Source organism: Brevibacterium sp. ZH18, assembly GCF_022748595.1.
GTDB lineage: Bacteria > Actinomycetota > Actinomycetes > Actinomycetales > Brevibacteriaceae > Brevibacterium.
Window position 1 is genome coordinate 1 of the sequence record NZ_JALDSX010000050.1, and the last position, 12,207, is coordinate 12,207.

At 63.4% G+C, this 12,207-nt stretch carries 9 protein-coding genes; 4 read left to right on the top strand and 5 right to left on the bottom strand.

The features are described 5' to 3' along the window. Positions 1-203: 203 nt before the first annotated feature. The gene (locus MPN20_RS14510; RefSeq protein ID WP_242783265.1) at positions 204-644 is read right to left on the bottom strand and encodes an RDD family protein; all 441 of its coding nucleotides are present in this window, start codon (positions 642-644) and stop codon (positions 204-206) included. Positions 645-787: 143 nt separating this feature from the next. On the opposite strand from MPN20_RS14510, the gene glnA (MPN20_RS14515) reads away from it, so the two are divergent. Both glnA (MPN20_RS14515) and MPN20_RS14520 read left to right on the top strand, forming a co-directional pair. After that, the gene (gene glnA / locus MPN20_RS14515) at positions 788-2,212 is read left to right on the top strand and encodes a type I glutamate--ammonia ligase (protein ID WP_242783267.1); all 1,425 of its coding nucleotides are present in this window, start codon (positions 788-790) and stop codon (positions 2,210-2,212) included. Positions 2,213-2,544: 332 nt separating this feature from the next. Continuing rightward, complete coding sequence (locus tag MPN20_RS14520) at positions 2,545-4,014, top strand: mycothione reductase (RefSeq protein WP_242783269.1); 1,470 nt, start codon at positions 2,545-2,547, stop codon at positions 4,012-4,014. A 61-nt stretch (positions 4,015-4,075) separates the two neighbouring features. Here MPN20_RS14520 and MPN20_RS14525 read toward each other — a convergent pair whose 3' ends face one another. From MPN20_RS14525 to MPN20_RS14535, 3 genes are read right to left on the bottom strand one after another with little or no spacing between them, the layout of a single operon-like run. Next, the gene (locus MPN20_RS14525) at positions 4,076-7,117 is read right to left on the bottom strand and encodes a bifunctional [glutamine synthetase] adenylyltransferase/[glutamine synthetase]-adenylyl-L-tyrosine phosphorylase (RefSeq protein ID WP_242783270.1); all 3,042 of its coding nucleotides are present in this window, start codon (positions 7,115-7,117) and stop codon (positions 4,076-4,078) included. Positions 7,118-7,121: 4 nt separating this feature from the next. Beyond that, entirely contained in the window at positions 7,122-8,480 is a 1,359-nt protein-coding gene (gene glnA, locus MPN20_RS14530) for a type I glutamate--ammonia ligase (RefSeq protein WP_242783271.1), read from the bottom strand. Between the two features lie 3 nt (positions 8,481-8,483). Beyond that, complete coding sequence (locus MPN20_RS14535; protein ID WP_242783272.1) at positions 8,484-8,687, bottom strand: hypothetical protein; 204 nt, start codon at positions 8,685-8,687, stop codon at positions 8,484-8,486. A 373-nt stretch (positions 8,688-9,060) separates the two neighbouring features. On the opposite strand from MPN20_RS14535, the gene ald reads away from it, so the two are divergent. Continuing rightward, positions 9,061-10,179 (top strand): alanine dehydrogenase, encoded by a 1,119-nt coding sequence (ald, locus tag MPN20_RS14540; protein ID WP_242783273.1) that lies wholly within the window; start codon positions 9,061-9,063, stop codon positions 10,177-10,179. Positions 10,180-10,398: 219 nt separating this feature from the next. On the opposite strand, the gene MPN20_RS14545 is transcribed toward ald, so the two are convergent. Further along, on the bottom strand, positions 10,399-11,124 hold the full coding sequence (locus tag MPN20_RS14545; RefSeq protein WP_242783274.1) for an FCD domain-containing protein: 726 nt from the start codon (positions 11,122-11,124) through the stop codon (positions 10,399-10,401). A 174-nt stretch (positions 11,125-11,298) separates the two neighbouring features. Here MPN20_RS14545 and map point away from each other — a divergent pair, with 174 nt between their 5' ends. Beyond that, positions 11,299-12,207, top strand: a complete 909-nt coding sequence (map, locus tag MPN20_RS14550) for a type I methionyl aminopeptidase (protein ID WP_242783276.1) — start codon at positions 11,299-11,301, stop codon at positions 12,205-12,207.

The following is a 12,207-nucleotide window of genomic DNA, read 5'->3' on the forward strand; positions in this document are numbered from 1 at the left end:
GTCGGCGCCTCTCTTGTATCTCTGAATGATTGAGGCTGCGTGATTGAGTCTGAGTGATTGAGTGTGAGCCTGCTCCCCGGCCTGCTCCCCCGGCCTCGTCAGATCGCGTCAGCTCCCTCGGGCTTCGTAGGCGAGGGGGCTCAAAAGCTCACTGCCTGTGTAGGTTCACAGCGTGTCCAAGGTCAGAGCGTGTACACGCAGTGTCAGCGCTTGAGGATCACGGTCCCAGCGGCCAGATCGTGGACTCCGCGATTGTCTCGATCAAAGATGAGTGCAGGGATGACGAGCACAACGAGCACGGTGCGGATAAGCGACTTGAGCAGTCCGGGCACGTATCCGTCCAGGCGACGGACTTCGATGCCGAAGATCCTGTGCCCGACTGTGTAGCCGAGCGTCGCCACGAGCAGGAAGTGCTCAAGCGCGAAGATGCCGGGAGCGAGGAAGGGATTGGACGAACCGATGAGATTCGCGATCGCCAGACACATGAACCAGTCCACAAGCAGCGCGAGGATTCTGCGCCAGGCCGGAGCCAGCGAATGCGAGCCGTGCTCTGGGAGGCCAAGGCGTCTGCCCGGCCAGTCGCCGTCTTCTCTGTCGAAGCGAGGTCCGTCGAGCCACGAACCGATGTCGTCACGATTGATCACACCACCAGCCTACCGAAGTCGTACCTGAGTGAATCATCAGGAAACATGCCCGAAACATGGGCGACATCGTGACTTCACGCACTTGCACTTAGAATTGAGGGTGGTCAAGTCAAACGACCACCAGAATCTATCTAGGAGACTAAGTGTTCTCGTCTGCTGAAGAACTCGTCAACTACATCGCGGAGAACGACGTCAAATTCGTCGATGTCCGCTTCTGCGACCTCCCCGGTGTCGTCCAGCACTTCAATCTTCCTGCCGCTTCGTACGGCACGGAAGAGATCACCGAAGGTCTGCTCTTCGACGGGTCCTCCATCACGGGATTCCAGGGCATCCACGAGTCGGACATGAAACTGCTCGCCGATGTCACCTCGGCGTACATCGATCCGTTCCGCGAGGCCAAGACCCTGGTCATCACCCACTCCATCGTGGATCCCTTCACCGATGAGCCGTACTCCCGCGATCCACGCCAGGTCGCGGCCAAGGCCGAGGCTTACCTCGAGAGCACAGGCATCGCCGACACAGTGTTCTTCGGCGCCGAAGCGGAGTTCTACCTCTTCGACTCGATCCGCTACCAGAACACCCCGGGCAGCAGCTTCTACCACATCGACTCCGAAGAAGCGGCCTGGAACACAGGCGAGGACGAGCCGGGCGGCAACCTGGGCTACAAGACCCCGTTCAAGGGCGGCTACTTCCCCGTCTCCCCGCAGGACAAGTTCGCTGACATCCGTGACCAGATGTCGCTGACTCTCGAACAGATCGGCTTCGAGATGGAGCGGGCCCACCATGAGGTGGGCACCGCAGGCCAGCAGGAGATCAACTACAAGTTCAAGACCCTGCAGCATGCCGGCGATCAGCTCCTCGACTTCAAGTACGTGATTAAGAACACGGCGTACGAACTCGGCAAGTCGGCCACCTTCATGCCGAAGCCGCTCTTCGACGACAACGGCTCGGGCATGCACTGCCACCAGTCGCTGTGGAAGAACGGTGAACCCTTGTTCTACGACGAGAACGGCTACGGCGGACTCTCCGACCTTGCCCGCTGGTACATCGGCGGCCTCATCGAACACGCCGGCGCTGTCCTGGCCTTCACGAACCCGACGATCAACTCGTACCGTCGCCTCGTGCCCGGTTACGAAGCACCGGTCAACCTCGTCTACTCGGCCCGCAACCGCTCGGCTGCGATCCGCATCCCGGTCACCGGCTCCTCGCCGAAGGCCAAGCGCCTCGAGTTCCGCGTGCCGGACCCATCGACGAACCCGTACCTCGCATTCTCGGCTCAGCTGATGGCCGGACTCGACGGAATCCGCAACCGCATCGAGCCTCCGGAGCCGATCGACAAGGATCTCTACGAGCTGCCCCCAGAGGAAGCCAAGGACATCAAGCTCGTCCCCGGTTCCCTGGACGAGGCCCTCATCGAGCTCGAGAAGGATCACGACTTCCTCACAGCCGGCGATGTCTTCACTCCCGACCTCATCGAGACTTGGATCCGGATCAAGCGCGAAAACGAGATCGAGGTTGCTCGCCTGCGTCCGACCCCGACCGAGTTCGAGCTCTACTACGCGCTCTGATCTCGCACGACGACTCAGCTGAGGAGCACCTGTTCTCAGGTACCTGGTCTCAGGCACCAGCTGACGTCGGCCGGCAGCTGCCGGGTCCGTCGCAAACGGCGACCGCAGTGCTTGCTGGGAATGCCGCAGTGGCTGTAGGGAATACAGTGGGGGCGTCACGGGTTTTCACCCGTGGCGCCCTTTCGCATCTGCGCTCGGCGCGCTGCCCGCAACGTTCGGCGCTCGACCCTCAACGTTCGGCGTTCAACGTTCGGCCCTCAACGCTCGACGCTCAACGTGCGGCCATCAACGCTCAACGTTCGGCGCTCAATCGGACTCAACCAGGATGGACAATGACTCACTTCGATCTGCTCCTCATCGGCACCGGCTCGGGAAACATGTTCCTCGACGACAGATTCTCGGGACTCAAGGTCGCCATCGCCGAGGAATGGCATTTCGGCGGTACCTGCCTCAACGTCGGGTGCATTCCCACGAAGATGTTCGTCTACCCTGCAACCATCGCCGAAGACGCAGCCGATGCTTCCCGGTACAACGTATCGACGACCTACGGCGGCGTCGACTGGAGCGCTCTGCAGAAGCGGATCTTCGACCGCATCGATGCCATTGAGTCCGGTGGCAGGGAGTATCGCAGCGGAGACCGACAGCCGAACATCACCGTGGTCCCCGAGCATGTGCACTTCACCGGCGAGAAGACAGTTGTCACGGCATCCGGCGAAGAGATCACTGCGGATCGCATCGTCATCGCCGCCGGTGCGTCTCCGGTCATCCCCTCCGCTGAGGGGCTCGATCCCGCGCTGGTCGACACCGAGGGATATCCGGTCTTCACCTCGAATACCATCATGCGCCGGCCTGAACTGCCCGCTCGACTGGTCATCATCGGTTCGGGCATCATCGCCATGGAGTTCGCCCACGTGTTCTCGAGCTTCGGCACCGAGGTGACTGTCGTCGCCAGGGGTCCACGACTGCTGGGCAACATCGATGAACAGGTCTCGCGGGAGTTCACCGAGATCTTCGAAGCCTCGCACACCGTCCATCGCGGGGCGGAGGTCTCGGCCTATGACTTCGACGCCGGTCAGATCACGGTGACACTCAAGCCCAGCGGCCGCCTCGGCGAGGTCGATCTCCCGGATGAGATCGACGCGGATGCGGTCCTCATCGCCACAGGGCGCACCCCGAATACGCAGGGCCTGCGCGTCGAGGCGGCCGGCTTCGATGTGCTTGATGACCGTCGTCTCGCCGTCGATGAACATCAGCGCGTGCTCTCCGGTGGGCACCCGGTCCCGGGGGTCTTTGCCCTCGGTGACATCAGCTCGCCGCACCAGCTCAAGCACGTGGCCAACCACGAGGCAAAGATCGTCGGCGACAATCTCGCCGCCGACGTCGCGGCAGGAGGACCGGGAACTGCCGCCGAGGCTGCCCTGGCCACAGTCAATCACCATGCGGTGCCCGGAGCGGTGTTCTCCTCACCCCAGGTCGCGTACGTCGGCATGACCGAGGAGCAGGCACTCGCGGCCGGGCACGACGTGACCGTGAAGGTCCAGAAATTTTCGGATGTTGCCTATGGCTGGGCCATGGCCGATGACCCGGGGATCGTCAAGATCATTGCGGACAGGAAGTCGCGTCACATTCTGGGCGCTCACATCGTCGGCCACGAGGCCTCCATGATCGTTCAGCCTCTCATCCAGGCCATGGCCTTCGGCCAGAGGGCCGACGAGGTGGCGGCAGGTCAGTACTGGATCCATCCGGCCTTGCCCGAGGTGATCGAGAACGCTCTGCTCGGGCTCGAGTTCGACGCGAACTGATGTCTGGCCGGGGCCTGAGGACTACCGCCGAACGCGGCTGGTAGGACGAGGCCGGGAGGCCTCAGAATCCGTAGAAGCTGTGCTCCATGACCGCCCTGGCGTGGCGGGTAGCACGCAAGTAGTCGTCTTCGAGATCGTGGCCCCCGCCGGCCGGGTAGCCCAAGAGTCTGGCGGTGGCCTCGAGTTCGGAGTAGTCGGCTGGCAGCGCCTGGGCCGTACGCCCGCGGAAGAGCATCACAGCTGAGCGGACATCTGTGGCCAACTGCCATGCGGTCGCGAGCTCATCGGCGTCATCGGCGGAGATGAGGTCCCGTGCCGCGGCCGCGCGCAGTGCAGGCAGCGTCGACGTTGTCCGCAGCTCTGGGATGTCATGGGCATGCTGGAGCTGGATGAGCTGCACCGTCCATTCGACGTCCGAGAGGCTCCCCCGTCCGAGCTTGAGGTGGCGACGCTTGTCGGCGTTGCGTGGGAGTCGCTCGTCCTCCATCCGGGCCTTCAGCGTACGCACCTGTGTCAGCGCCTTCGTCGTCATCTCCACGGGGTACCTGAGCGGATCGATGAGCCTGGTGAAGTCGTCGATGAGGCGCTCGTCGCCGGCCACCGGACGGGCGCGCAGCAAGGCCTGCGCCTCCCAGGGTTGGGACCACTTCGCGTAGTACGCCTCATAGGAGGAGAAGGTGCGCACCAGTGGACCGTTCTTGCCCTCAGGACGCAGATCAGCGTCGAGGTCGACTCCCTGAGCGCCCTCGCTCGCCTTGAGACGGGTCGCCAACTGCAGTGCGATCTTGTTGACGTGCTTGCTCAGTTTCGCCTTCGCCTCGGCGCCGAGGTTGGCATCCAGCGGCCGATAGACGAACATGACGTCGGCATCGGAGAAGTAGCCGATCTCGCTTCCGCCCCACCGGCCCATCGCGATGACCGAGAATTCGTAGCCGGGCGTTGCGTCATCATCGAGATCGATCCGCACAGCCTCCAGCGCGCCTCTGACGGTGAGATCCATGAGGGCCGAGAGGTCACCGGGGATCTCGGCGCGCTCACCGACGCCGAGCACGTCGCGCAGCGAGATTCGGAGGAGCTCACGACTATAGGTCTCTCTGATCTGTGTGATCGCCTTCGCCCCATGACGTTTGACCAGTCCAGACACTTCTGCGGCCAGCGCCTTCGGGTCGCGAGACGAGAGGTTGTCGTAGTTGTCGAGCCAGGCCACGCCGGCGGGCTGTCGAAGCAGCAGGTCGGTGGTGTAGCCCGACAGTGACAGCACTTCGGCCACGGACTTCGCTGCCAATCCGGAATCTCTCAGCATTTTGAGGAACCAGCCGGATGACGACAGCGAGTCGGTCAGGCGCCGGAATGCCAGCAGCGCTGTATCGGGCTCGACGCCGTCGGAGAACCAGTCGAGGAGGGCAGGCAGAACCTGTTTGATGACCAGGGCCGTGCGCGACATTCCGGTCGTCAGCGCCTTGATGTGGGCCAGGGCTCCCTGCGGATCCCGGTAGCCGAAGGCCTGGAGACGATCAGCAGCCGCCTGCAGGCTGGTCCCTCTGTTGTGGGCATCGACGACGGCCCCGTGGACGCCGACCGCGGCGTCGAGGATGGGCCGATAGAAGATCTGCTCGTGGAGGCGAGTGACCTGTCGAGCGAAGTCCTTCCGCATCTCTTCGAGACGGGACCCGGTCCGTGAGCCCGAGGTGAAGACCGAGCGAGCCAGAATCCGCAGCTTGTCCTCATCGTCGGGGATCAGGGCGTTGCGCAGCATTCGCGGGATCTGGACCCGGTGCTCGACGACGCGCATGAATCGGTAGGCCGTAGAGAAGACCGCCGCATCCTCTTTGCCGATGTAGCCGTGCTCCCCCAGTTCATCGAGAGCGACGAGGGTGTTCGGGGTCCGGATGTCCTCATCGGTGCGCCCGTGGACGAGTTGGAGCAGCTGGGCGGAGAACTCGACATCGCGCAGTCCCCCGCGCCCGAGTTTGATCTGACGCGGTGCCTCGGCGGCGGGAATGAGGTCGACGACGCGTCGACGCATGGCGCGGATGCCGTCGATGAATCCCTGCCGACTGGCAGCGTCCCAGACCAGAGGCAGCAGCGTGTCGACGAACTCCTCGCCGACGGACGTGTCACCGGCCACCGGGCGGGCTTTGAGCAGTGCTTGGAATTCCCAGTTCTTCGCGACGTCGGCATAGTAGTGGGTGAATTCGGACATGGTGCGGACCAGGGCGCCGGCCTTGCCCTCTGGGCGAAGGGCCGTGTCAACCTCCCACAGCGCCGGTTCGGGTCCGGCGTCGGAGAGGATCGCTCGCATCCGCTGAGCCACCTCGGTGGCACGATCACGGACTTCGTCCGTCGACGCGGAGTCGAGGACGAAGACGACGTCGACATCCGAGACGTAGTTGAGTTCGCGCGCACCGGTCTTGCCCAGAGCGATCACGGCCAGGTGCACGTCTCCGTCGGGATCGAGCTCCGCCCGGGCGATCGCCAGAGCCGCGTCCATGGCGGCGGCCGCGAGGTCGGAGAGCACAGCCATGACATGGTCGACGATCTCCTCGGGTGCCTCAGCGACGAGATCGTCGGCGACCAGCCGCAGCTGTGCATCACGGTAGGCCCGACGCAGACGTCTGATCCCGTCTTCGCCGAGGTGACCGGCCGTGGGTGCTGGATCCTCCGGGTCTGCCCCGACGCAGGTCAGAAGCGCGGTCCGCAGCGATGCCGCCGATGCGTCGGGAGTCGAGATCATCAGGTACGGCGACGGCTCCATCAGCTTCGGCAGGGAGTCGGGGTGGCGCACGAGGTGATCGACCATCGACTCGGATGTTCCCATGACGCCGAGTGCCCGGGCAAGCAGTGGCCGATCGAGCTCATCCTCTGCCAGAGGCAGTGTCGAATCGGAGCGGATGGACTCGAGGAACTGCGGTGCCGAGTCCCCGGCTGCTTCGAGGATCCGAAGCAGGCCGAGTGCCGCGGCGTGCGGGTCCGGCGTCGCTTCGAGGAGGTCGATGAACCGCGAGTCCGTGGCCAGAGGCTGACCGAGGATCTCGTTGATCTCGTCGAGGAAACGGGCAGCCGACGAGGAGACGACGGAAGTGCGCGATGTGAGTCGGGCCATGGGGCTACATCGAGGTGAAGTGTTTGCTGAGTTCGTACGGCGTGACCTGAGCGCGGTAGTCGGTCCATTCCTGACGCTTGTTGCGCAGGAAGAAGTCGAAGACCTCCTCGCCCAGGGTCTCGGCCACGAGATCGGACTGCTCCATGATCTCGAGAGCATGCGACAGGCTCGTGGGCAGCGCCTGTATTCCCATTGCGCGACGTTCGGTGTCCGAGAGCTGCCACACGTTGTCCTCGGCCTCATCGGGCAGTTCGTAGCCCTCTTCGATGCCTTTGAGCCCGGCGGCGAGCATGAGTGCATACGACAGGTATGGATTGGCCGACGAGTCGAGGGAGCGGTACTCGATGCGAGCCGATGACGACTTGCCCGAGTGGTACTGCGGAACCCGGATCAGAGCCGACCGGTTCCTATGGCCCCAGGAGATGTAGGACGGGGCCTCGTGTCCGGTCCACAGTCGCTTGTAGGAGTTCACATGCTGGTTGGTCACAGCGGTGATCTCGGCGGCGTGGGTGAGGAGGCCGGCGATGAACTGTCGGCCCGTCTTGGACAGCTGGTAGGTGGCACCGGGTTCGAAGAAGGCGTTGTTCTCGCCCTCGAAGAGCGAGACATGGGTGTGCATTCCACTGCCGGGATGAGCGGCCAGCGGCTTGGGCATGAACGACGCGTAGACGCCCTGTGAGATCGCGACCTCTTTGATCACAGACCGGAAGGTCATGATGTTGTCGGCCATGGTCAGTGCATCGGCGTAGCGCAGGTCGATTTCGTTCTGGCCGGGGCCGGCTTCATGATGCGAGAACTCGACGGACAGTCCCATGGCTTCGAGCATGGTCACGGCCGAGCGGCGGAAGTCGTTCGCGGTGCCGCCGTTGACGTGGTCGAAGTATCCGGCGGTGTCGACGGGAACGGGTTGCGTGCCGTCGACGATGCCTGTGCCCGGATCGAGGTTGTCGGTCTTGAACAGGTAGAACTCGATCTCCGGGTGGACGTAGAAGGTGAATCCCTTCTCGGCCGCCTTCGCCAGGGTCCGCTTGAGGACGTTGCGAGGGTCGGCCTGGGCAGGCTCTCCCCCGGGTACATGGATGTCGCAGAACATCCGGCCAGTGGGCTCCACCTCTCCGCGCCACGGCAGAAGGGAGAACGTCGAGGGGTCCGGCTTGAGGACCATGTCGGCCTCGTAGACCCGAGACAGACCTTCGACGGCCGAACCGTCGAAGCCGATTCCTTCGGAGAAGGCCCCTTCGAGTTCAGCTGGGACGATTGCGACGGACTTCAGTCCGCCGAGGACGTCGGTGAACCACAGTCGGATGAAGCGGACCTCGCGATCCTCAACGGTGCGGAGGACGAATTCTTCCTGACGTGACATCTCTCAGCCGTTCCACTTCTTCTCTTCTTCTTCCCACTCCTCATTGCGGGTCCTCGCACGCTCGAGGGCTGCCTTGGCTTCGGCCTCCGTCTCGTAGGGGCCCATACGGTGATTGGCGTCGCTGACCATTCCACGTTCGACCGTGTTGGTCTCCACGTTGAAGTAGTACTTCGAATCAGCCTCGTCGATATCTTTGAACAGTCCCATGTCGAGCCTTCCATCGCGGGTGGGGTGTATCCCTGACATATTTCAGCTTACCGGTTCTCGCCGTTCCTGCCACGACCATGCAACACGCCCTTGTCCGGGACAGCCGTCGAGCCGGTCGACAGCCGACAGCAGTACCGGCAGAGACCTTTTGTTGGGGCCCTGACCTGGCATTGTTCTGTGACGGCGCACGCCCAGAGTTCCGTTTCCGGAGATCGGGCTCCCGGTGACCCACGAAATCCGCAAAGAACATCACGAAATCAGCGTCTAAAGGTTTGCTCTCCAGACCTTCAACGGAATACAGTGGGCTGTAACCTCAGCCACTGCGCCATGTGGTTGGAACTGCCCATGGGGCAACATGAGAAAAGGGAATACTATGCGCATTTCAGTGCCCACAGAGGTCAAGAACAACGAGTTCCGCGTCGCCATCACAGCTGCTGGTGTCCATGAACTCGTCGCCCACGGACATGACGTCACCGTTCAGGCCGGTGCCGGCGAAGGCTCGTTCATCACTGATGATGAATACACAGAAGCCGGTGCCGCGATCGCTCCCGATGCCGCGAGTACTTGGGCAGCCGGAGATCTGGTGCTCAAGGTCAAGGAGCCCATCGCTCAGGAGTACGGCTTCCTCCGCAAGGACCTCGTCCTCTTCACCTACCTCCATCTTGCTGCGGACGAAACGCTGACGCAGGCGCTGATGACTGCCGGCACGACCGCCATTGCCTACGAGACGGTCCAGCCGGATGCCGGCGGACTTCCGCTGCTGGCTCCCATGAGTGAGATCGCCGGTCGGCTCTCCACACAGGTCGGTGCGCACAGCCTGCTCAAGGCCGGCGGCGGACGCGGAATCCTGCTCTCGGGGGTGCCGGGGGTCGAGCGTGCGAACGTCGTCGTCATCGGTGCCGGAGTCGCCGGCACGAATGCGGCGAGAATGGCTGTCGGCCTGGGTGCGAACGCGGAGGTCATCGACATCAACATTCCGCGTCTGCGTCAGATCGATGAGACATTCGGCGGAGCGATCGCGACGAAGGTCTCGAACAAGTACGAGATCACGAAGTCGCTGGCTTCGGCCGATCTCGTCATCGGTTCGGTCCTCATCCCGGGCAAGAAGGCGCCGAAGCTCGTCACCGACGAGATGGTCGCAGGCATGAAGCCCGGATCAGTCCTCGTCGACATCGCAATCGACCAGGGTGGCTGCTTCGAGAACTCGCGTCCGACCACACATGACGATCCGACGTTCGAAGTCCACAACTCGATCTACTACTGCGTTGCCAACATGCCCGGTGCAGTCCCGAACACTGCAACTGCGGCTCTGACGAATGCGACGCTTCCCTTCGCCGTGAAGATCGCCAACCAGGGTTGGCACAAGGCGCTGTCTAATGATTCGGCTCTGGCTCGCGGACTCAACATCCACAACGGGCACGTGACGAATGACAATGTCGCCGAGGCGTTCGGTCTCGAGGCCGTGTCCGTGGCCCACGCGCTCGCGAACTGACGCGCATAGACCAGGTGCTGCCCCGCTGCGGCTGACACCACCAGGTCTCAAGCGATGATGGCCGGCACCCGTGGAGGGTGCCGGCCATCAGTGTCTGTCCTGCCCGTGAGTATCTGTCAGCGCATGCCGACCTCTGTCAGCGTCTCCCCCGGTGACTTGTGACAGCCCGTGAGTGCCTCCCGGTGCGGGCGGGGCCCAGCGGCCGATGCTGGCGAGGTCTCAGGAGTGGGGAGGCATCGTCGTCGACCTGAAATGCTCTTCGCAGAGGCGTCCGGCTGCTGCGGAATCTCCAGCTGCGATGGCGTCGACGATAGCTGCATGATCCCGGACCGCGTGGTCGAAGAGCTCCGGTGAGAACGGGTCGTGCCGGAAGCCGGCGTTGATCCTCGTATCGATATCGATCGCCATGCGCACGAGTTCCGGGTTGTGCCCGGCCTGGGCGATGGCGAAGTGGAACTGAGCGTCAGCTGTCCGGGCCACAGCCGCCTCGGCGCGTTCCGAATATTTGCGAGCAAGATCCCGCAGGCCCTGGAGCTCTTCGTCAGACCGCCGCAGGGCGGCGGTCGCGGCCAGACTGTTCTGGAAGATGGCACGCGCGTCGAGCAGATTCCTGCGCTCGGCGTGGAATTCATCGATCCGGCCGGCCATCGGGGCCAACGTCGCGGGTTGCGCGTTGAGGACGAAGGTTCCGCCTCCGCGACCGCGGCGCCGTTCGACGACCCCGAGCCGTTCGAGGCGCAGCAGGGCGGCCCGCACGCTCGACCGTGAGACCTGGAGATCGGCGGCGAGAGCTCGTTCGCCCGGGAGGAGCGTGCCCTCGGGCAGGGCGCCCACGGCGATGCCGGAGAGGATGTGGTCGGCGATCTGCTGGGGTGCGCTGGTCAGACTCACCACTTCGCTCAGGCCCGAGAATTCGTGGCCGAGCGGATCGCTCTGTTCGTTCATCACACCTCCCAGTGCGCTCGTGTCCAATGGGGACGTGCCACGGTGACCGAGGCCTCTGACGTCGTATCCATGCTGCAGTTCCGAGTCTAATCGGCCTCGCTCGGCGCAGGAGTCACCGACAGGCGGGCCGATTGTGGAATATCAGCGCGAAACGGCTCTAGAATCGGAGTCATCATGACTGATACGCCTCGACTTCTCACGCCCGGAGCCATCTCCCCCGAACTCGGTGTTCCGCAGAACATCGTCCGACCTGAATACGTCGGTCGAGCTGATGCGGACGAAGGGCGGGACAGCAACTTCTACACTCCGGAGGAGATCGAGAAGGTCCGCGCTGCAGGCAGGATCGCGGCGAATACCCTGGCCGCGGTCGGAGAGATCATCGAACCCGGCATCACGACCGACGCGATCGACAAGGTTGCCCACGACTACATGTGCGACCACGGCGCATACCCGTCGACGTTGGGCTACCGCGGGTTCCCGAAGTCTGTGTGCACGTCACTCAACGAAGTCATCTGCCACGGCATCCCCGACTCGACCGTGATCGTCGACGGCGACATCGTCAACGTGGACATCACAGCCTATATCGATGGCATGCACGGGGACACGAACTATACGTTCTACGCGGGAGACGTCGACGAGGAGTCACGCCTGCTCGTCGAGCGGACCTGGGAGGCGACGATGCGCGGCATCAAGGCCGTGAAGCCCGGTCGCGAGATCAACATCATCGGTCGGGTCATCGAGAAATACGCGAAGCGCTTCGACTACGGCGTCGTGCGCGACTACAGCGGACACGGGGTCGGTCGCGAATTCCATTCGGGACTCATCGTGCCCCACTACGATGCCGCACCCTCCCACGCCGAGGTGATGGCGCCGGGAATGATCTTCACGATCGAGCCGATGCTCAACCTCGGGACCGTTGACTGGGATGTCTGGGACGACTCCTGGACCGTGGTCACGAAGGACCGAAAGCGTTCGGCCCAGTTCGAACACACTCTCGTCGTCACCGAGACCGGCGCCGAGATCCTCACTCTTCCCGACGCGGACACAGCGATCGCCGCGGGACCGAAGACCCGACAGGACTGA

Bases quoted from the DNA above. Each gene is read 5' to 3' on its own strand.
- MPN20_RS14520 (WP_242783269.1), top strand. From the start codon at position 2,545: ATGACTCACTTCGATCTGCTCCTCATCGGCACCGGCTCGGGAAACATG.
- MPN20_RS14525 (WP_242783270.1), bottom strand. From the start codon at position 7,117: ATGGCCCGACTCACATCGCGCACTTCCGTCGTCTCCTCGTCGGCTGCC.
- glnA (WP_242783271.1), bottom strand. From the start codon at position 8,480: ATGTCACGTCAGGAAGAATTCGTCCTCCGCACCGTTGAGGATCGCGAG.
- MPN20_RS14535 (WP_242783272.1), bottom strand. From the start codon at position 8,687: ATGGGACTGTTCAAAGATATCGACGAGGCTGATTCGAAGTACTACTTC.
- ald (WP_242783273.1), top strand. From the start codon at position 9,061: ATGCGCATTTCAGTGCCCACAGAGGTCAAGAACAACGAGTTCCGCGTC.
- MPN20_RS14545 (WP_242783274.1), bottom strand. From the start codon at position 11,124: ATGAACGAACAGAGCGATCCGCTCGGCCACGAATTCTCGGGCCTGAGC.
- map (WP_242783276.1), top strand. From the start codon at position 11,299: ATGACTGATACGCCTCGACTTCTCACGCCCGGAGCCATCTCCCCCGAA.